Annotated in this window: 18 protein-coding genes and 1 tRNA gene; 3 read left to right on the top strand and 16 right to left on the bottom strand. The window is 43.6% G+C overall.

Annotated features, from left to right (window positions below; translation table 11 throughout):
• Window positions 1-47: 47 nt before the first annotated feature.
• The 10 genes from ABHV44_RS08585 to ABHV44_RS08630 form a co-directional block, all read right to left on the bottom strand.
• Complete coding sequence (locus tag ABHV44_RS08585) at window positions 48-527, bottom strand: DUF7000 family protein (protein WP_459074266.1); 480 nt, start codon at window positions 525-527, stop codon at window positions 48-50.
• A gap of 9 nt (window positions 528-536) precedes the next feature.
• On the bottom strand, window positions 537-1,271 hold the full coding sequence (locus tag ABHV44_RS08590) for a sulfite exporter TauE/SafE family protein (RefSeq protein WP_459074267.1): 735 nt from the start codon (window positions 1,269-1,271) through the stop codon (window positions 537-539).
• A gap of 316 nt (window positions 1,272-1,587) precedes the next feature.
• Window positions 1,588-2,067: a hypothetical protein gene (locus ABHV44_RS08595; RefSeq protein WP_459074268.1), complete on the bottom strand. Its 480-nt coding sequence runs from the start codon at window positions 2,065-2,067 to the stop codon at window positions 1,588-1,590.
• A gap of 193 nt (window positions 2,068-2,260) precedes the next feature.
• The gene (locus ABHV44_RS08600) at window positions 2,261-2,836 is read right to left on the bottom strand and encodes a TMEM175 family protein (protein ID WP_459074269.1); all 576 of its coding nucleotides are present in this window, start codon (window positions 2,834-2,836) and stop codon (window positions 2,261-2,263) included.
• Between the two features lie 5 nt (window positions 2,837-2,841).
• Window positions 2,842-3,771, bottom strand: a complete 930-nt coding sequence (locus ABHV44_RS08605) for a DUF5996 family protein (RefSeq protein ID WP_459074270.1) — start codon at window positions 3,769-3,771, stop codon at window positions 2,842-2,844.
• Window positions 3,772-3,895: 124 nt separating this feature from the next.
• On the bottom strand, window positions 3,896-4,780 hold the full coding sequence (locus tag ABHV44_RS08610) for a pirin family protein (RefSeq protein ID WP_459074271.1): 885 nt from the start codon (window positions 4,778-4,780) through the stop codon (window positions 3,896-3,898).
• 77 nt (window positions 4,781-4,857) lie between these two features.
• Window positions 4,858-5,451, bottom strand: a complete 594-nt coding sequence (locus tag ABHV44_RS08615; RefSeq protein WP_459074272.1) for a Crp/Fnr family transcriptional regulator — start codon at window positions 5,449-5,451, stop codon at window positions 4,858-4,860.
• A 178-nt stretch (window positions 5,452-5,629) separates the two neighbouring features.
• Entirely contained in the window at window positions 5,630-6,616 is a 987-nt protein-coding gene (locus ABHV44_RS08620; RefSeq protein WP_459074273.1) for an SPFH domain-containing protein, read from the bottom strand.
• Window positions 6,617-7,134: 518 nt separating this feature from the next.
• Window positions 7,135-8,169, bottom strand: coding sequence for a glycosyltransferase family 2 protein (locus tag ABHV44_RS08625; protein WP_459074274.1), 1,035 nt, complete (start codon window positions 8,167-8,169; stop codon window positions 7,135-7,137).
• Between the two features lie 9 nt (window positions 8,170-8,178).
• A complete protein-coding gene (locus tag ABHV44_RS08630; RefSeq protein WP_459074275.1) occupies window positions 8,179-9,630 on the bottom strand; it encodes a GWxTD domain-containing protein in 1,452 nt (483 codons plus the stop codon).
• 120 nt (window positions 9,631-9,750) lie between these two features.
• Here ABHV44_RS08630 and ABHV44_RS08635 point away from each other — a divergent pair.
• From ABHV44_RS08635 to ABHV44_RS08645, 3 genes are all read left to right on the top strand, one after another.
• Window positions 9,751-9,838 (top strand) — tRNA-Ser (locus ABHV44_RS08635).
• Window positions 9,839-9,918: 80 nt separating this feature from the next.
• Window positions 9,919-10,578, top strand: a complete 660-nt coding sequence (locus ABHV44_RS08640; protein WP_459074276.1) for an alpha/beta fold hydrolase — start codon at window positions 9,919-9,921, stop codon at window positions 10,576-10,578.
• Between the two features lie 59 nt (window positions 10,579-10,637).
• Window positions 10,638-11,363, top strand: a complete 726-nt coding sequence (locus ABHV44_RS08645; RefSeq protein WP_459074277.1) for a hypothetical protein — start codon at window positions 10,638-10,640, stop codon at window positions 11,361-11,363.
• A gap of 10 nt (window positions 11,364-11,373) precedes the next feature.
• On the opposite strand, the gene ABHV44_RS08650 is transcribed toward ABHV44_RS08645, so the two are convergent.
• The 6 genes from ABHV44_RS08650 to ABHV44_RS08675 all read right to left on the bottom strand — a co-directional run bounded on the left by ABHV44_RS08650 (window position 11,374) and on the right by ABHV44_RS08675 (window position 19,697).
• Window positions 11,374-12,153, bottom strand: a complete 780-nt coding sequence (locus ABHV44_RS08650; RefSeq protein ID WP_459074278.1) for an enoyl-CoA hydratase/isomerase family protein — start codon at window positions 12,151-12,153, stop codon at window positions 11,374-11,376.
• Window positions 12,154-12,218: 65 nt separating this feature from the next.
• On the bottom strand, window positions 12,219-13,505 hold the full coding sequence (locus tag ABHV44_RS08655; protein WP_459074279.1) for a citrate synthase: 1,287 nt from the start codon (window positions 13,503-13,505) through the stop codon (window positions 12,219-12,221).
• A 165-nt stretch (window positions 13,506-13,670) separates the two neighbouring features.
• Complete coding sequence (locus ABHV44_RS08660; RefSeq protein ID WP_459074280.1) at window positions 13,671-14,222, bottom strand: thioredoxin family protein; 552 nt, start codon at window positions 14,220-14,222, stop codon at window positions 13,671-13,673.
• A 23-nt stretch (window positions 14,223-14,245) separates the two neighbouring features.
• The gene (locus ABHV44_RS08665) at window positions 14,246-15,943 is read right to left on the bottom strand and encodes a peptide MFS transporter (protein WP_459074281.1); all 1,698 of its coding nucleotides are present in this window, start codon (window positions 15,941-15,943) and stop codon (window positions 14,246-14,248) included.
• Between the two features lie 77 nt (window positions 15,944-16,020).
• Window positions 16,021-17,445 carry a peptide MFS transporter gene (locus ABHV44_RS08670; protein ID WP_459074282.1) on the bottom strand — a complete coding sequence of 475 codons (1,425 nt, stop codon included), beginning with the start codon at window positions 17,443-17,445 and terminating at the stop codon, window positions 16,021-16,023.
• Between the two features lie 53 nt (window positions 17,446-17,498).
• On the bottom strand, window positions 17,499-19,697 hold the full coding sequence (locus ABHV44_RS08675) for a S9 family peptidase (RefSeq protein ID WP_459074283.1): 2,199 nt from the start codon (window positions 19,695-19,697) through the stop codon (window positions 17,499-17,501).
• Window positions 19,698-19,704: the final 7 nt, after the last annotated feature.

The raw sequence follows: 19,704 nt of genomic DNA on the forward strand, positions 1-19,704 counted from the left end.
GTCAGGCGTTCGTTTTTTTGCTCTGTTTCTTTCTTACCGAAAACTCCTCAAATTAATTCTGTTACGTCCTTTATGAATTGCTCAACTGCATTTTCAATTTCGGTCGTCAATTTGTCTAAATCGCTAAAATCGGGATCTCCCGTAATAATTGATTCAATAATGGAGTCTGGATTTTTGGTAAGAAGAAAACCTTTCTTCAATTCAGATTGCTCAATTATGTTCAGGTATTCATGTTGAACTTGTCTATTTTGACCTGATAACCAAATTTCAAATTGCGTTTTTGAATGGTCAAAAACTATTGCGAGTTTCAGTTTCTTTTGGATTAGTGAATTTGTGGAAACTGGAAAATATGTCATATCCATATAGCCCTGGTAAAAACTTCCAACAGTATAATTCTCAACAACGGACTTGAAATGAGTTCTCAAACTCATCATAAATTCCATTAGTCCCCTGTAAGCTTTCGGAACATGCCCCAATTCCATTTGCTTTTTGTATTCAGCAAAGTTTTTATTCAATTTCTCTTCCATTTCTATTTCCTATTTATTCAATAAGATATTTACTAAAGTTATTAATCCAATGATTAATATAAGCCCGAGAGAAATTTGCTTAAACCTATCTTGGGGAATGTAGTTAAGAATTTTTTTACCAATTGATGTTCCTACAATTCCAATAACTATTAAGAATGGTACGTAAATTAAGTCGTGCTTATGAATGTATCCATTGTAGTAGTATACAAATGTTCTTGAAAAATCTATCAGGAAATCAATGAATGCAGATGTTGCTATAAATACCGTTTTTTCTAAATTGAAAGCGGCCATAGTTAGTCCTCGTATCGCTCCACCTGTCCCCAAAAGTCCTGCTGAAAATCCCGACAAACTACCACCGATTATAGCGTTTCGCTTATTGGGGTTGATCACCAGTTGTTTTTTTATTAGAAACAGGAGTGCCAAAATGACGAGAAATACTCCTAGAAATAATTCAAGGTATGACTTATTAAATATCTTGGTTGCCAGCCCACCAATTATGACAAATATTACTGATGGAATACCAATGTTTAGCAGTAATCTCCTGTCAATTCCCTTTTTGAACAAAACGATCTTGCTCAAATTACTAGAGAGGTGATAAATCGCTGTCAGACCCAGAACTGACTCGAAGTCGAAATAAAAATTTGCAATTGGAACAAAAAATACTGATGAACCAAATCCTCCTATTGTTCCAAATATTTCGGCAATTAAGGACAAAAGTAGGAATAGGTAATTTAGGTTTTTCATTCAAAAACGTGTGTGTGAATGCTGTTAACTATCGGTTCTGTCCATGCGCAGAAACCCGAAGGGTTTTGCGTAAACCATCAATGTATAAACGTTGACCTGGGCTAAATTTAAGTTGAACAAAGCTAAATATATGAAAGTCAAGGACACCAGTAGCAGAGATGTTTGAGGGACCAGGTGAAGTTTACTACAGTCCTACAGGCCAACACCTACAACGATAAAGCGAGAGGAGTATAGAAAAATATCATTTGTTACTTTTAGAGTGAGTTGAGGGCTTTACATAGGAGGATGTGTTGTTGTGCCCAGGCTTTTTAATTTTTTATTTCCAATTCCATCTGTCAGGATTTGGAAGTTCATCGACATCATCGTCAATGTCAACCCAGCCACCGTGATTGTTCCAGAACAATAGTTTATTCTTCTCGGCTTTAAGTTCAATTCCAGCGATGTTCCTCTGTTTGATGATAAATCCGTTTCCTTGTAGTTCAGGCTCATTAAATTCGGCAACCCTCAGTTCTTTAATCTTTTGATATTCAAACTGATTTAGCTCATCATCAGGTTTCAAGTCATTTAAGATGCTCTCATTAAACTCAAGTCCAAAATCGCCTTCGATGTCATGGTCGTTTGAAAGCCTGATGTCAGTTGAAGTTCCGTCATTCGTTGCGGTCAGTATGAGTTTCTCGTTTAATTGTTCTAATGTCAACACCAAAGCATAGGGTGAATAAAATTCATAATCCGCTTGGCTGTCGATTCTTTGAATCTTGACTATCCTTTTCCCTTTTATGTTATCAAACGGTTTCATTTTTAGCTTGTGCACAACGGTCAAATATAAGCGTAGTACGGGGTTTTGTAGCAATCAACTTTCCACCCACCCTAAAGCTTTTAAGGAAAAAAGCACTCAATTTTAGTTGTTCAGCCCGCATTACGCTTATATGATGTTGTAGGTAGTGATCTTTTATTACATTCGCTTATGTTGTTTTATAACTACTTCTGAATTAATCTTTTAATGTATTTTCAATTTTTGGGTCTGGCTTTATCCAAATTAATGCTACTCCAGTATATATTATAAGGCTGATTATGGGGTTTATAAATGATAGAACAACGCCAGTCAGGTACAATAAAATAGAAATTATAAGTCGCTTATCTTGGCTGTAGGTCTTTCCTACATTTGAATCTATGCCCTCATGTTTAATGATAAAATAGATCAATATCTTAAATGCTAATGCAGCCATAAATAGTACGGCCCCATAAAGCGCGATGGGTTGGGTTTCAAAATGGTTTTCGCCCATCCAGCCCGTAACGAAAGGGAAGAGTGAGAGCCAAAACAGCAAATTGAGATTAGCCCACAGTATTTTCCCGTTTACTTCGTTCACAGCTTGCCACAAATGGTGATGATTGTTCCAGTATATCCCCAGATAAATAAAGCTCAAAACATAGGCGAGAAATTCCGGAAGGACAGGTTTTAAAGCTTCAAAACCTGAACCCTCCGGCACTTTCATTTCAAGTACCATGATGGTAATGATAATAGCCAATACACCATCGCTGAAAGCTTCCAGTCTTCCTGTTTTCATATATATCAAATATTTTTTAGTTCCGGAACCCTAAATTTCTCTATATCCCAACCGGCTTTTGTAGCCCCTGCCGTGTAGGTAGATTCCAGGAATTCAAGCAATGCTGCGCGTGGATCATCCGTTTCCAGTAGCTTATTATAGGTAAGTATAGCCATAGGGCTGCCATTGCTCTCCACCCATTCTGCTGCCGAAGGCTTTAAAGTTTCCTGATCTAACCCCTGGGGTGATGGATAAGTGTAGGAATAAAATGCGGGTTCGGGCATATTTTCATCTCCTGCCCAAAAACCAAAGCTGATACACTCGTGTGAATAGGCATCCTTGTCTGATAATCGTGCGTCTTTGCTCATTTCGGGCGCTTTTCTACCTGAAAAGCGTGTTACTGCCAGATCCATCGAATGCCAGTAAAGATGAACAGGACAAGTTTTGCCATAAAAGCGCCCACCAAATTCCGTAAAAACTCCATCTACCCAAACCAGAATGCGCCAAAGGTCCTTGATATACGCTTTATCATAATGGTGATAGTCTGTAATTTCACCAAAGGCTTGCTCGATATCCAAATCAAAAGGCTTGTCCTGAATGCTAACCGAAATATTATGTTGCTTGAGCATAGCCTGTAATTGATGGTAAAAGTCGGAAACAGTTATATTGTCTGCCAATGAAAAACTGGATGACTCACCCTGGCTGGTTGTTAGATCCAGTTGCTGCTGGTGTACATTTAGCGTGATTTCAAAATTATCTAATCCCTCATTATAAGGTATTGGACCAGTTGTCAGCCCTTTTGGGGAAATATACTCTGTGACGTACCACCAATGATTTTTACGAGGCATCAGTTCTAACCGAATTTTCCCTATAATCTGTAGAAACAAGTGCAGGGTCATTTTCTTGTTCTCATTCCCTTTATAGATAAGTTGCGGCAATTTATTTGAGTAAGTCATAATGATTTATTTTGTTCTTTCACTTTATAAGATTGAGCATTCGCAATTCCGAAAATTTCGCCCTATCAAAAAATAAGGACAAAATTTTCGGAATGGTATGTGATTCGGAGAGCAATCACCTCTCTTAGTCTTCCAAATAACCAAATTTACCTTCGTTGAAATCACGGAATGCTTCCATTAGTTCTTCACGGGTATTCATCACAAATGGGCCGTGTGCGGCTATCGGTTCATTGATAGGTTCGCCACTTAAAATCAATACAATGGCATCGTCTGAAGCTTCAATTTCAAAAGTTTCTCCGTCATTAGCCATTAAAGCCAAGTGGTCTGTAGGGGCTTCTTCATCATCATTGATTAAAACATTGCCTTCCAAAACCAGTAATGCGGTATTGTAATTGGCAGGAAGTTGAAAATCGGCCTTTCCTCCTTTATTGAGCTTGGCGTTGAACATATGTATAGGGCTAAAGGTAGAAGCTACGCCCTTCGTGTCTTTGTATGCTCCCGCTATTACCTCAATAGTTCCTGATCCACCTTCCAATTCATGTCGCTTAATTTTTTCGTGCTCGATAGCCTGATATTTAGGAGCGCTCATTTTATCCTTTTTGGGTAAATTGACCCACAGTTGCACCATTTGGAAATCACCTCCTTGTTTGCTCCATTCCACTTCGTGATATTCTTTGTGCAGCACACCACTGGCAGCGGTCATCCATTGCACATCACCTTCACCGATCACACCGCCACCGCCACTGCTATCGTGGTGCTGTACCCTGCCCTTATAGGCAATGGTTACCGTTTCAAAGCCTCTGTGAGGATGAACCCCAACACCCTTCGGGGTTTCGGTAGGTGGGAAATGATAAGTTGAGTTATAATCCAACATGATGAATGGGTTCATGCGTTGCATGTCGAGCCGGTACCCACTGGGGATAAAATTATGTACTCGAAAGCCGTCACCCACAAAATGAGGTTCGCTGGGGCTGGCTACTAACTCTACGGATTTTCGTGATTTTGCCATAGTTCTTCCTTGTTTATATGATTATGGAACAAAATTACAGCAGATCAACAGCTGGTGCATTGATGTATGATAAGAAGCTATCCCTTGAAGTTTTTGTTGGCCAATTCTTTACGAACACGACTTAAACTTTCAGGAGTAATACCCAAATAAGAAGCTACCATCGTTTGCGGGACTCTTAGGAGTATGTCGGGATACATGGCTATAAATTGCAAATACCTGTATTCCGCATCAGCAGAGAGTAAAAGGTTAATTCTGTTTTGCAAATGCCGGATGTGGTTGTGCAGTAAGCGATTGTTGAAGTCTATAAATTTCGGGATTTTCTGAGCGAGCCGTTGAATCAGATCCTCATCGATCATAGTGACCTGACTATCTTCCTGCGCCTGGATAAAAAAGGCAGAAGGTTGGTTGAAATAAGCACTTTCCCTATCTGTTACAAACCAATTTTCAGGGGCAAATGAAAGAATGTGTTCCTTTCCCTTTTCATCAATGGAGAATTGCCTGAGTAATCCCTTTTCTACAAAAAATGTGTGTTTACAAAGTTCTCCCCTTCGAATGAGGTATGCATCTTTCTTAAACAGTTTAGTTCTACAATTTTGTAGTATTGACGAAATATCACTTTCATCAATTTCAAGATTAGTGGTTAAAAATTCTTTTAAATTGGTGCTATTCATTTTTGATTGAATGGTTCTTAGCATTACCTACAACGTGCGTGTAAAGAACAAGTGTTCTTTATATGCTTATCCGTTGTTGTTTTAAATTATTGTCATCTAGTTTGTTATACGTCTGTATTTGGTCGAGAGGACTTTTTATTTTGTGGAAAAATTCAAAGCTTTTGCTAAGTTTTAATTGTTACCAGTTCAACTCTTCATCTCCTTCCAGGCCGCTTCTTCTGTCTTTCTTCGGCTGGTCTTTTTTGTTGTCGTCTTCTTTGCCCTGGCTTTTCAGTTCTTCGCCCATCATGTTGGCAGTGAGAAAAGAGGTAGTGGTTTTGGTCAGCATGTCGCTGGCTTCGCTGGGGTTGTTGGGCAAGAGGATGAGATTGCTGCGCGTGTGTTCGCTTACTGCCTGTAGCGTGTCGTAGTGTTGGGTTACTACAATCAGCGCTGAGGCTTCCTGCGAGTTAATTCCCACGCGGTTGAGCACCTCCACAGATTCTTCCAGTCCGCGGGCTATTTCTCTTCGCTGGTCGGCAATTCCCTGTCCTTGCAGGCGCTTGCTCTCCGCCTCGGCTGTGGCCTTGGCTACGATACGGATGCGCTCTGCTTCACCTTCGTATTCTGCTGCTACTTTCTGCCTTTCTGCAGCGTTGATCTTGTTCATGGCGTCTTTCACGTGTTCATCGGGGTCGATGTCGGTCACCAGTGCTTTGATAATTCCATAACCGTAGTCGTTCATCGCTTCCTCTAGCTCGCTCTTGATCGCAATGGCGATGTCGTCTTTTTTCTCAAACACATCATCCAGTTTCAGTTTTGGCACTTCGGCCCGAACCACGTCAAACACATAGGAAGTGATTTGTCCGTGCGGGTTTTCTAACTGATAAAAAGCATCGTAAACCTTGTCTTTCAGCACAAGGTATTGCACCGAAACTTTGATGCGGACAAACACATCGTCTTTGGTTTTGGTTTCCACCAGCACATCGAGTTGCTGAATGCGAAGGCTGAGCCTTCCGGCAATTTTATCTACAAAAGGAATACGGATTTGAATCCCAGAATTGCGAATGCTGTGAAAACGCCCAAATCGCTCTACGATGGCGATTTGCTGTTGCTTTACTGTGAAAAGCCCAATGAGCAGAAGCAGGATGATTAATCCGATAATTAGAAGGCCTGAAGATCCCATAGTTTTTTAAAAATTGTTTGGTTAATAAAGAGATGTTGAAGATAGGAAAATCAATTATAAATGATGAAGCTCGGGATGTTGGGGACTAAGGACGATTGAGGTTTCTTGCACAGGTCCTGACACTGAAACAACCCTGAATCAAGTTCAGGGTGACCTCATCAGCGTGACGGTTCAGAACGACCGTCTTCGAATTGACGGATCCTGTAAGGATGAGTGCAAGTGAAGATAAAGTTGTGGGCTCGTTGTTTTTTACACGAGATTTTGATCTTTATTAAGTTGCCAGTTGCCAGTTGCCAGTTGCCAGTTGCCAGTTGCCAGTTGCCAGTTACCAGTTACCAGTTGCCAGTTACCAGTTGCCTCCTATGTGTCTCTTTCCGCAGTTGTATAGCCTATTGTTCCTATGTGTTTTCAACCTTGAGATTTACTCCTAGGCTAAAGCTTGCGCCTCCGCTAAAGCTTCAGCGGCACGCGGACGGAGTACATGTGGAGTTTGTGTTATGGTGCTTGCCCCTGGGCCGTTACCAAAACATCTCCTCATCCAGCTCGTGGAAGGTTTTTTTCTTTCGCAAGAAATATTCGAGTAGAATACTCTTTTTGTAAAGCCCTTTGAGGTTGATCGATCCCACGTGTTTTTTTTCGGCCTTGCGCTTTTTGAGCATCAAACTCAAATTTCCGTAAAATGAAAAGTGCGCCTTAAAAACAGCAACAAAGTAACTGGGTTTGCCCTCGGCCAGAAAGCGAAATGCTGCAATGCCATCAAGTACCATCCTTTTAAAAAGCATGTAGGGCAGAGGAGAGGTAAACACGTTTTTGGTGATCAGAAAGAGATTGTTTCTAAAATTGAGGTAAGTCTTAAAAGGATTGATCTTTTGCAATGTTCCGCCACCGAGGTGATACACGGCTGACTCGCGGCAGGCTCCAACTTTGTAGCCGCGGTTTTTCAGTCGCCAGCACAGGTCGATTTCTTCCATGTGGGCAAAAAAGTGACTGTCGAGACCACCCACTTCGCGATAGGCTTTGGCATCCACAAACAGGCTGGCACCGGAAGCCCAAAAAACTTCTTCATTGGTATTGTATTGACCCCTGTCTTTTTCGAAATCGGCAAACAATCGCCCGGCACAAAACACAAAACCGTCCTTGTCGATAAACCCTCCGGCAGCACCTGCGTGTTCAAACCATTCTTTCCTTTTGTAATCCAGGATTTTCGGCTGGCAGGCTTTCATGCCATTGCTTCTCTCCATGAAATCGATCACCGGAGGAATCCAGTTCGGAGTAACTTCCACATCGGAGTTGAGGAGCACAAAATAGTCGGCATCGATTTTTTCGAGACCGCGGTTGTAGCCACCGGCAAATCCGTGGTTTTTGTCGAGTTGGATAAGTTTTACTTCGGGGAAGTTAGTTTTTAAATAATCCACCGATTCATCATCTGATGCATTGTCGATCACCCACACTTCAGCGTGCTGGGTGCTGTGCTTAACGACTGAGGGAAGAAAACTTTTGAGATGATCGAGGCCATTCCAGTTGAGAATGGCAACCGCTACTTTTTTGTCCAATTTCTGTCTTTACCTCGGATTCAAATAATACTGTTCAGGTTTCTCCTGAGAATTCCTCAGATCCTGGCGATTGCGGTCTTGCCAAATGAAATCGGACGCTCTGATCATGTCGGTCCAGTTGTCGTTTCTGATATATCCTGGAACGTCTGAGTGAAGCATCTCAAAATCGTTGGTTGCCAAATCGCGGTTCCAAAATATAAATCTTCTGTTGTTAAACCTACCGAGCTTGTAATAATGCCAGATTTCGTAGGGATAAGCATCCAAATCGTTGTGGCGTTGTTGCATGGTATTCGGAGGTCCGTAGCGCAGGTAAATTCTACCTCTGTCTGTTTGATATCCGCGTTTAATGCGCGTTCCAAACTCTTCTTCCACGAGTTTCAATTGCTCCATATATTTTTCCCATGCCGCCTCCGGATTGTCGGGATCGCGTCTTTCCCAAAACGTGTAGAAATACTGCTGCATCATTTTCAGATCGGCATTTTCCAGGTTGGCCTGAATGCTGTTTTGCTCTCCTTTAGAAGCGATTGGCCACAAGCTGTAGATGTGCTGCTGCAGCGTGTCGCGATCTGTGAATTTGCTCACAAACTGATCTTCCACAGAAATGTCGGCAAGTGCGGTCTCATTCATTTTCGTGTCGAAGTTGGTACGTTGAAAAGCCAATTTCTTCGTTGCCTGTGTTTCATTTTCCTTGTTTCTCATCTCCACCACAAGGTTGTAGTCTCCAGTGGCCAGAGTTGAGATGTCAAAGACGTGCAGTATTGGAGTCACATTGGATGCTTGCTGTCGAACGAACTTTTGGATGCCTTCCACTTTTTTGCGAGTCATCTTTTCTTCCACGTAGTAAGTAAGCACATAGAGACTGTCTTCACCGAAGTACTTATCGGCATTGTAAACTTCTGCGTAAAAAGGCAATACCTGAATATCGGAGGAGAGGTAATTTGAAATAAAAGGGATCAGGTCGTAACCGCTTTTTGTGAGCTCACTTGGCGTCTCGGCTTTTCCGTATGCTTTCAAAAAGGTAATGTCCGAGATGAAAATGCCCTCATCGAGATTCTCAATGGTGAAAGGAATTTTGAGCTCTTTTGTTTCTTTCTCCGGATCGTTTAAATCCGTGAGGCTGATTTCGAAAGCGTATTCTCCATTAGGAATCAGAAAGCGCTGCATGTCCATGAAATCAGAAATACTTTGTCGTGGAAAAACCGGACTTGAGATTACGTTCTTCTCAAAGTCGATGATTTCTTCACCCTGCGTGATCATGATCACGGCTTCCACTTCTGCTCTGATGGTACTGTCCGATACTGACTTGTAGTGCAGCGAACTGGCGTCAAACTTCAGGTGCGTTTCCACATACGGCCCTTCTCCCGGAATATTAAAGACCTTGTAATCGAAAAAGGCCTGCAGCGTTTGTGCCGATGTTGCTAAAGTACTGAGAGCGAAAATGAAAAGTAAAAGTACGCGCATGGAGAAGTGTTTTATTCTTAACAAAGTTAATAATTACAGGCCTTCATCTGAGGAAATCGGAATTTCAGAAATTCTCAAAAACGTTTTTTGTCAATTGGAAAATTAATGTACTTTTGCCGCGGAGGAATGGCAGAGTGGTCGATTGCGATGGTCTTGAAAACCATTGTACCGCAAGGTACCGGGGGTTCGAATCCCTCTTCCTCCGCCAGGAAATTAAACCCTGACAGCAGTCGCTCGTCAGGGTTTTTTCGTTGTTAGACCTGTTATTTATTGTCCGATTTTTGAGTAATGGCAAAACCGAAAATTTATCTTCTTCCCGGAATGGGAGCAGATTCCCGGCTTTACGAAAATTTGAAGTTGGAAACGGCCGATTTGAAGCTGATCAACTGGAAAGTTCCACCTGCAGAAGCCGATCTGAAGGACTATGCAAAGTTGATGCTCGAAGAAGTGGAAGATCCCGAAAATGCCATACTCGGTGGGACGTCCATGGGCGGGATAGTAGCGCGCGAAATGGCCGAAATAGTTCAACCAAAGACGCTGGTTCTCATTTCTTCACCTGCTACCGTTCAAGAGTTTTCAGCAATGACTGCGCTGGGGAAGCCTCTCAAAATTTGGAAGCTCATCAACCAAAAGTCGGTGGAAAGACTGGGGCTGGTTTTCGAGCGCATGATGCAGATCCGCACAGACGATACCAAACGAATTTTTAATGTGATGCTGAAGGAAGCAAATGCTTCATCACTACGTTGGTCGGTGAAACACATTCTTCAATGGGAAAGGGAAGAGCCTTTTGAGAGCTACCTTCAAATTGCTGGAGAAAAGGATCTTTTGTTTCCTCCAACAAAGATGAAAAGCCCGATTGTGATCGACAAGGCGGGTCATCTGGCGGTGCACGAGAATGCCGATGTAGTGAGCGCAGCCATCGATCGCTACATTCGATCTCTTCGCTAATCGAAAAACTTTCACTAGTTTCAATCCGTAAACCTTTACGTGTTCTAAAAAACGAGTGAATGCGATTAAAACTTCTGCTTTTGGGCTTCGGCCTGCTTATTCCAATACTTCAATCGAATGCACAGCTGGTAATTGGTGCAAAAGAAAAACAACAGGTTGTGCTTTACAGTGGCGACACGCTTCAATCTGACAGCATCACCTATGAGTTCTTAACTGAAGGCGATCCTTACTTCAGGCTCGATCATGAAACGCGTTTTACTAGCGACTCTGTAAAATTCATCACCAACTTCCACGGCACTTTTGTGAACCTCAGAACGGTCAATCGTTCTTCTGATCCTGAGCGTTACGCAAAGCGGATTAAAAACGGAAAAGTGAAAGTTTACGAAGAGATCGAAATGGAGATTTACGGAGGGAAGTATCTGGCGATTCAGAGAACAGGAAGACGGCTAAATAATCACCCAGAATTGGCCAGTGGTGACAAGTATGATTTTTATTCAGTCCACAACGATACCATCAGAAAGGTCAACTACCGAAATTTGAAATACGATTTGTGGGGAAATGAAAAGAGTAGAGAAGAGCTTCAGGTGTTTAAGCGGTTCCGGTATCTGCAAATTGGGATGATCGCGGCTGGAGCTGGAATTGCAGGAGCCAGTTTACTTTTTGGTGACGCATCTGGCGAATTTACACCTATCACCGCCACGGGGATTGTCGTGGCGGCATGTAGTGTATTCATTGAGTTTCCTAAGAAGAACGCCCTCAAAAATGCAATCGATTACTACAACTAATCGATCTGGCTTACTTCTTTCTGTTCTTAAACTTGTTGATGGCGTTCACAGTGAAATCTGAGAGCACGAGTTCACCGCTCAGGGCAGCTCTTTCTTCGAGAAGAGTATCCCAGCCTTTGGTGCCTTTCCAGAAAGTATCTTTGAGAAGCCTCATCGCTTCAGGATTACTCTTCGCCAGGTTTTCTGCCAGTTCTTCTACACCTTCATCGAGTTCTTCGATCGATTCAAAAACCTCTGCGTAAAGTCCTTTTTCGTGTGCCCACTGAGCAGAGCGCCATTCAGTGGCGTTAATAGCTAGCTGGCTCATTCCTGAAACTCCAATTTTTCTTTCTACAGCCGGACCAACCACAAAAGGTCCAATTCCAATGGCAAGTTCGCTCAACTTGACGGCTGCGTAATCAGTGGCGAGGCAGTAATCTACTGCGCTGGCAAGTCCAACTCCGCCACCAACAGTTTTTCCCTGCACTCTTCCGATGATCAACTTCGGACAAGTTCTGCAGGCATTGATCACATTTGCAAAGCCCATGAAGAACTTTTTACCTGTTTCGAGGTCTTTTATTGAAATCAATTCGTCAAAACTGGCTCCTGCGCAAAATGCTCTTTCGCCCGAGCTTTTTAGGACAATTACTTTCACGTCATCGTCTTTTCCTGCTTCGGTGATAGTGTCGGCTAGCTTAGCGAGCACTTTCCCCGGAAGGCTGTTGCTCAATGGGTGAAAGAATTCGATAGTAGCTATTCCATTGTCATTTTGGATGGAGACATCTCCCTGTTGTACGGCCTGGTTTTCCATTTTCTTATTCAAATTAAAAAGCCCTTTTGGCGGTACCAAAAGGGCTTAATTTTATATCTAAAAAATTATCGTTTGCTCATTTCTTTGTAATCGCGTGCATTGGCTCCGGTGTAGATCTGACGCGGACGACCAATTGGTTCTCCGTTTTCTGTCATCTCTTTCCACTGCGCGATCCATCCTGGCAGACGTCCCATTGCAAACATCACCGTAAACATCTCAGTTGGGATACCGAGTGCGCGGTAGATGATTCCAGAGTAGAAGTCTACGTTTGGATAGAGGCCACGCTCTACGAAGTACTCGTCTTTCAACGCTACTTCTTCAAGTTCTTTGGCAATTTCCAAAACTGGATCGTCAATTCCGAGTTTGTCCAACACATCGTCACATGCTTTCTTGATGATCTTGGCACGTGGGTCGAAGTTTTTGTAAACTCTGTGTCCGAAGCCCATCAAGCGGAACGAGTCCGTTTTGTCTTTGGCTTTGTCTACCCACTTCTGAAGATCTTTGTTGTCGTTTTTGATCATCTGAAGCATCTCGATTACTGCCTGGTTGGCTCCACCGTGGAGTGGTCCCCAAAGTGCTGCAATACCTGCAGAAATGCTCGAGTAAAGGTTGGCTTGTGATGAGCCGACAATTCTCACTGTAGATGCTGAGCAGTTTTGCTCGTGATCTGCGTGAAGGATGAGAAGCTTATTGAGTGCGTCATCAATCACAGGGTCTACTTCGTATTTTTCTGTCGGCAGGCCGAACATCATGTGCAGGAAGTTCTGCGTGTACGACAAATCGTTCTGCGGGAACATTGTCGGATGACCCTTAGAGTTTTTAAATGCCTGAGCTGCCAGGGTTGGCATCTTAGCTATCAGGCGATGAATCGTCAATTCAATGTCTTTGAAAGGGCGGTTCGGGTTGAGCGACTCCGGGTAGAAAGTCGAAAGTGATGACACCATGGAAGAAAGGATTCCCATTGGGTGTGCATCAGTTGGGAATGCTTCGTAAAAGCGCTTCAAATCCTCATGCACAAGAGTGTGCTCGGTGATGCTTGTTTCGAAGTAGTCCAGTTCTTTTTTGTTTGGCAGCTCTCCGTGAATTAGCAGGTAAGCTACTTCGAGGAAAGTTGACTCTTCAGCGAGCTGCTCGATGGGATATCCGCGGTAACGCAAAATTCCCTTTTCACCATCGAGAAAAGTGATGGCGCTTTTTGTAGCACCAGTATTTTTAAACCCGGAATCGAGCGTGATGTATCCGGTCTGCGACCGCAGTTTTGAAATATCAATTCCTTTTTCTCCCTCAGACCCTTCAATTACAGGGAGTTCGTATTCTTTTCCATCTAAAATAAACTTCGCGGTCTCGCTCATTTCCTTTTCTTAATTTATGGTTCGTAAATCGGGGCGCAATATAGTAAACATTTTACAGCTAATTTGCACCATAAGTCACCCAGCGTGCGGGTGTTTATTGAAAGTTTGAAACAAAAAAAAGAGGCGAATGTTTCGCCTCTTTCAGTTTGAATTTTATCTGCTTTGTTATTGCTCGAATTCTGGTTCGAAATCTGCCTGGTAAGCTTTCAAATCCTCTTCGGTTTTAATTTCCTTGTAAGCATCTGAATTGAAAAGCTTGAGATAAAGCTCGAGTTGCTGAGGTGTTCTGTAACCAGAAACTGCTGTGATCAGGTTAGCTTCCTCATCCATGTAAACAAGGGTTGGATAAGCGCGCACACCAAGAGCTCTGGAAAATTGATTCACTCCGTTTCGCCCGCGTTTATTGGGGTCGTAGTTCGGGTTGCTGTAAGTTTCTCCTTTAAACTGCACATCGTCTGGCGATTCAGCATTGAACTTCACAGCATAAAAATTTTCATTGACATATTCGATCACATCTGGATTGCTGAATGTGTTTCTGTCCATCATTTTGCACGGACCACACCAGCTGGTGTAAACATCAATCATAATTTTCTTTGGATTCTTCTTCTGGGCTTCTACTGCTTCTTCAATTGTCATCCAGTTAATTCCACCTTCATCTTGAGCAAAGGCAACTATTGGGAGAGCAAAAATGAGAAGTAGTGCTATTTTCTTGAGCATAATATTTTTCGATTTTTTCAAATTTAATGAATTCCGTGCATCCACTTTCGGAGAGTTGGAGTGAGCAACAACAATACCAAAGCTGCTCCTAACACTACGAGAACACCCCAGGTTAGATACGTGCTTGTGTACACCTCCATGCTTTCTACAAGTGAAATCTGTTCTCCGTCTTCGGCTGGGGCGGCAGTAAGACTTCCAATAAGTCCCGCCATTTTGTTGGCCAGTGCAATGGACAAGAACCAGGCTCCCATTACAAATCCAACCGCTTTTCCGGGAGAAAGTTTGGTAACCATCGACAAGCCTACAGGGGAGAGGCAAAGCTCACCCATGGTGTGGAAGAGATACATGAAAACGATGAAAACCATTGGCATCAGGCCACTTTCTGAGAAATATTTGGATCCGAGAACGATCACCACGAAACCAAGTGCTAGAAGCGTGAGCCCAAGGACAAATTTCATTGGAGTGCTCGGTTCTTTCTTTACCTGGTTCAGTTTTATCCAAATCCATGAAAAGAGAGGCGCCAGCAAAATGATGAAAAAGCTATTGAAGAACTGAAAGATCGAAGCCGGAACTTCGGAGCCCATCAATTCACGGTCTACATTTCTGTCGGTAAAAAGAGTAATTGAGCCACCGGCCTGTTCAAACAAAGCCCAGAACACTGCGTGGAAGACAAACAGCACTGCAATCACCCAAAGTCGTTGTCCGGCCTTTTTTGAATCCTGCTGATATGACATGAAAATCAGCACTCCCAAAATTCCAACACTGGAAATGATGAGCAGCCAGGTGACAAACTCGCTCAAATCGAGCATGTAGGCGCAAACGGGAACAAACAGCACTGTGGCCACAACGGTCAGAATCTGACTTTGTCTCAGCTTCGGAGTCATGATTTTTTCGAAAGGCTTGCTTGCTTCTGGTCCCGATTTAGGTACAGCGTCTTCGTCCAATTGGCCAGATTCCAGTTTTGCTGATTCGGTCGACAGCTCTTCATCTATATCCTCGTCTTCATCTTCTCCCGAAACGTTCGGGTTGATTCCCTTGTTTCCAAAGGCTGCAGGACCGGCAAGCCAAAATACGAGCAGTCCGAGTGCCATTCCGATTCCGGCAAGGCCGAATCCGTAGTGCCAGCTGATCTCCTCTCCGATGTAACCGCAGGTAACGATGGCGAGAAGCGCACCGATGTTTACTCCCATGTAGAAGATGGTAAAAGCACTGTCTTTCCGGGGATCGTTCATGAAATAGAACTTACCCAGGAAGCTGGATACGTTTGGCTTGAAGAAGCCATTACCAATGATGATAAGAGATAACGAAAGGAAGAAGAGGTTGAGGTTACCCTCAAAATACATCCCCTCCAGAGCCAGAGCAAAATGCCCACACATCATGAGGATACCACCAAAAATGATGGCTTTGCGAAAGCCCAGGATTTTATCGGCCAGGATTCCACCGATCACCGGGAAGAGATAGACCATGGCCGTGTAGGATCCGTAGATCCCGAGAGCTCTGGCATCAGCATCGGTTTGCGAAAGCTCATCAAAAAGCACTTTTACCATGTAGAGCGTGAGCAGTGCCCGCATTCCATAGTAGGAAAAGCGTTCCCACATTTCTGCAAAAAACAAAATGAAAAGTGCCTTGGGGTGCGTTTTTGAATTCGACTTGATGATGATCGGAATCCAAATGATTACAAACGCCCACGAAATGATTAAAAGCCACAGTGCGATGCTCATCTTGATAAGAAGTTTTGGTTAATGGTTATGAAAATAAAAAAGGGCTATCTCCAAATGAAGATAGCCCATAAATCTTTTTAGCTCAACTGCTTGTCGTCAGCCAACTCGAAAGGCTCTTGCTCTTCGTGGTGGCTTCCTTCTTTCACTTCCTCAGCTCCATGAGTAAGTCTCTTCAGCGGCTTGAGAAGTGCTATCACAAGAAGGCCGATAATTGTACAGAAGACTGCTATTCCTGTGAAAGTCTCTAGCTCTCCAGCATCTTGAGAAAACTCACCGATCAAACCGGCAACCTTGTTACCCACACCAGTGGCTGCGAAATAAGCTCCCATCATGATGGATGCGTACTTAAGCGGAGCCAACTTGGTGATGAAAGAAAGTGCTACCGGTGATGCGCAAAGTTCACCAACAGTGTGTAGCAGATAGGCCAACACCAACCAGTACATGGCTGACTCTCCGTGTGCTTCATACTGCAGTGTGGCTCCAGTCATAAAGAGAAAACCTAATCCCATGATGATGACACCAATGGCCATTTTAAATAAAGACGATCCTTCCTTTCCTTTTCTTTTCCACCATACCCAAAAAGAGGCAATCGGCACACCGAGGGTGATGATAAAGAATGCATTTACAGATTGAAACCAGGAAGCTGGCACAGTGAAGTCAAGGAATGCCAGATAGAGATCTGTTTTTTGTTTGGTGTAGATGTTCATCAAGCCACCGGCTTGCTCAAAAGCTCCCCAGAAAACGATAATCAGCAAGAAGGATATGACGATCACCTTCACACGATCTTTTTCCACCTTTGTTAGTGGGCGTTTCTTAGCTGCTTGTTCTGCCTTGGTGAGGCCACTTGTGGACTCTCCAATTCCTTTGAGAAATTTCGTTCCCCACATGAAAACAATCTGCCCGAGAACCATTCCGATTCCGGCCAGTCCAAAACCGTAGTGCCAACCCCAATTCTCACCAAGATATCCTACAGCTAGTGCAGCGAGCAGGGCGCCAACGTTGATTCCGATATAGAAAATGGTGAATCCTTTGTCTCTTCGGTCATCTCCGGGAGGGTAAAGTCCACCGACCATTGTGGAGATGTTTGGCTTAAGTCCGCCAACACCCAAAACGATTAGTGTCAGTCCGAGGTAAAATGCCCAAAGCGCTTCCACCGCCAAAATTCCGTGACCAAAACAGAGTAGAATCCCACCGATGAGTACCGTTCGCTTTTGTCCCCAGAGTTTATCAGCGACAATACCGCCTGGAATCGACATGAGGTAAACGAGCATGGTGTACCATCCATAAAGCGCTAATGCTTCAGTTTCGGTCCATCCGTAACCGGGATTATCATCAGTCGTTTCAGCGATGAGATACAGCACCAAAATGGCACGCATTCCATAGTAGCTAAATCTTTCCCACAGCTCTGTAAAGAACAGAATGTAGAGTCCTTTTGGGTGGCCCCACAGGGTTTCTCGCTTGCGATATTCCTGATCTAAAACTTCTCCTTTAGCTTGGCTCATGAATTATCTAATTATAGTTTGGTAAAAGGGACGAAAATAAGAAAACGAATTCACTACAAATTAGCTTTGGTAAAATCGAGCATTTTGTTGAAAAGATGCCAGCGGGTTTTGCCTCCGTAGATACCGTGATTTTTATTGGGATACACAAAGAAGTCGAACTCCTTGTTGGCTTCCACCAAAGCGTTGATCATTTCCATGCTGTTCTGGTAGTGTACGTTGTCATCGGCCGATCCGTGAACCAGGAGGTAAGCACCTTCGAGCTTTTCAACGTGATTGATAGGCGAGTTGTCATCGTAGCCATCGGCATTCTCTTGTGGTGTGCGCATAAAACGCTCCGTGTAGATCGTGTCGTAGTAGCGCCAGTTTGTAACAGGAGCCACGGCAATTCCCATTTTATAGTATTCTGCTCCCTTGGTCATGCAGAGTGAGGTCATGTAGCCTCCGTAGCTCCAGCCCTGAATACCGATTCGCTCAGAGTCGATGTAATCTTGTTCACCAAGATATTTTGCAAAGTCGATGAAATCCTGTGTTTCGAGCTTGCCTAGTTGCAGGTAGGTCGCGTGGTTGAATTCGCGTCCGCGGTACATCGTTCCTCGCGGATCGCAAGAAACTACGATGTAGCCTTCTTGTGCCAGCAACTGGTGATAGAAGTAGAGGCTTCCTCCCCAGGAGTCTTTCACAGTGTTGCTTCCAGGACCTCCGTAGATGCTCACGTAAACCGGATACTCTTTGTTTTCATCAAAGTTTGGCGGCTTAATCATCCAGCAGTTGAGCGAAATGCCTTCGCGGTTTTCGAAAGTGAAAAATTCCTTTTCGCTGAGGTCGTATTTTTTGAGTCTGCTTTTGAGTTTTGCATTGTCTTCGAGAACGCGAATTTCTTTCCCCTTGCTGTTGTGCAGCGTGATGTGGTAAGGCGTGCTCGCAGAGGTGTGGTAATTGATGTAGTAATCGTAGGTTTTGCTGAAAGAAGCACTGTTGTAACCAGCTTCTTCACTCAACTTTTTCTTTTTTCCTTTTAGGTCAACAGAGTAGAGGTGTTTTTCCATTGGAGAAACTTCTGCCGATGTGTAGTAAACGATCTCATCATCGTGGTCAAAACCTTCGAAGGCGATGACATCCCACTTACCGTTGGTCAATTGCTTTTTCACTATTCCATCCATTCCAAAATGGTAGATGTGATTGTAGCCATCCTGCATGCTGTTCCAAAGGAAACCGTTGCCGTCTTCCAGAAAAATCAGGTTGTCGTTGATTTCGATGTAGGTTTCCGAAGTTTCATCGTAGAATTTTTCAGTCTTGAGTGCAAAAGGCTGCTCCTTGCTGAGGTCGGTAACCAAAAACTCCAAATGGTTTTGGTGGCGGTTCAATCGCATGATGGCGAGTCCGTCATTGCTCTCAGTCCACTTGATGCGCGGATAATAGATGTCTGCTTTGTCGCCCGTGTCAACCAATTTTGTGGTTTCGGCATTGAGGTCGTGAATGTAAATCCTCACAATCGAGTTGCGCTCACCGGCTTTTGGGTATTTGAACTTGTACTGCTCTGGGTAGAGTCCGTTGTAGAGTGCCATTTGAAATTCCTTCACATGGCCTTCGTCAAACTTGTAGAACGCGATTCGATCGCTTTCTGGCGACCAGTAGAATCCTTTGTCGATAGCGAATTCCTCCTCGTAAACCCAATCTGTAGCACCGTTGATGATTTTATTCATTTCGCCATCGATAGTGATTTGAAGCTCTTGCTTTGTGTCCAGTTCGTAGACAAATAGATTGTTGTCACGAACAAACGCCACCTTAGTTCCATCGGGAGAAAACTCGGCAAGTCGCTGCTTCCCTTTTTCGCTGTCGGCAAGCGGGCGAGTGGTGCCAGTTTCGAGGTTGTGGAAATAGTAGTTGGCTTTCGTGGAATGACGGTAAATCGACTCTACTCCAGAAGCTATCAGCATTTGTTTCTCATCTTTACTAAAGTTGTAATCTTCAATTTGTCTGTCTCCTTTAGGAAAGATATCAGATGACGAAACAACGGTGCCCACTTCATCTCCTGATTTATAAGCGTATTTTACAACCGCTCGTTCACCGTCCACACTGGTAAGAGAAGTGTAGTGCTTGCCATCATTCATCGAGCGCAAGCCAGAGACGAAGTCAGGAGAAAACTCTCGGCTGTACCAAACAAGTTCGTTTGTTATCTTTTCTTTTTGAGCAAATGCTTCAATAGAAAAAAGTGCGATGCAAGCGAGCATCCAAATCTTTGTAAACCTCATGTGTTAT

This window comes from Halocola ammonii (assembly GCF_049334165.1).
Classification (GTDB): Bacteria; Bacteroidota; Bacteroidia; order Flavobacteriales_D; family Sanyastnellaceae; genus JBEGHD01.

Coding starts and splice junctions, on each gene's coding strand:
- ABHV44_RS08585 (WP_459074266.1), bottom strand. CDS start 527: ATGGAAGAGAAATTGAATAAAAACTTTGCTGAATACAAAAAGCAAATG.
- ABHV44_RS08590 (WP_459074267.1), bottom strand. CDS start 1,271: ATGAAAAACCTAAATTACCTATTCCTACTTTTGTCCTTAATTGCCGAA.
- ABHV44_RS08595 (WP_459074268.1), bottom strand. CDS start 2,067: ATGAAACCGTTTGATAACATAAAAGGGAAAAGGATAGTCAAGATTCAA.
- ABHV44_RS08600 (WP_459074269.1), bottom strand. CDS start 2,836: ATGAAAACAGGAAGACTGGAAGCTTTCAGCGATGGTGTATTGGCTATT.
- ABHV44_RS08605 (WP_459074270.1), bottom strand. CDS start 3,771: ATGACTTACTCAAATAAATTGCCGCAACTTATCTATAAAGGGAATGAG.
- ABHV44_RS08610 (WP_459074271.1), bottom strand. CDS start 4,780: ATGGCAAAATCACGAAAATCCGTAGAGTTAGTAGCCAGCCCCAGCGAA.
- ABHV44_RS08615 (WP_459074272.1), bottom strand. CDS start 5,451: ATGAATAGCACCAATTTAAAAGAATTTTTAACCACTAATCTTGAAATT.
- ABHV44_RS08620 (WP_459074273.1), bottom strand. CDS start 6,616: ATGGGATCTTCAGGCCTTCTAATTATCGGATTAATCATCCTGCTTCTG.
- ABHV44_RS08630 (WP_459074275.1), bottom strand. CDS start 9,630: ATGCGCGTACTTTTACTTTTCATTTTCGCTCTCAGTACTTTAGCAACA.
- ABHV44_RS08640 (WP_459074276.1), top strand. CDS start 9,919: ATGGCAAAACCGAAAATTTATCTTCTTCCCGGAATGGGAGCAGATTCC.
- ABHV44_RS08645 (WP_459074277.1), top strand. CDS start 10,638: ATGCGATTAAAACTTCTGCTTTTGGGCTTCGGCCTGCTTATTCCAATA.
- ABHV44_RS08650 (WP_459074278.1), bottom strand. CDS start 12,153: ATGGAAAACCAGGCCGTACAACAGGGAGATGTCTCCATCCAAAATGAC.
- ABHV44_RS08655 (WP_459074279.1), bottom strand. CDS start 13,505: ATGAGCGAGACCGCGAAGTTTATTTTAGATGGAAAAGAATACGAACTC.
- ABHV44_RS08660 (WP_459074280.1), bottom strand. CDS start 14,222: ATGCTCAAGAAAATAGCACTACTTCTCATTTTTGCTCTCCCAATAGTT.
- ABHV44_RS08665 (WP_459074281.1), bottom strand. CDS start 15,943: ATGAGCATCGCACTGTGGCTTTTAATCATTTCGTGGGCGTTTGTAATC.
- ABHV44_RS08670 (WP_459074282.1), bottom strand. CDS start 17,445: ATGAGCCAAGCTAAAGGAGAAGTTTTAGATCAGGAATATCGCAAGCGA.
- ABHV44_RS08675 (WP_459074283.1), bottom strand. CDS start 19,697: ATGAGGTTTACAAAGATTTGGATGCTCGCTTGCATCGCACTTTTTTCT.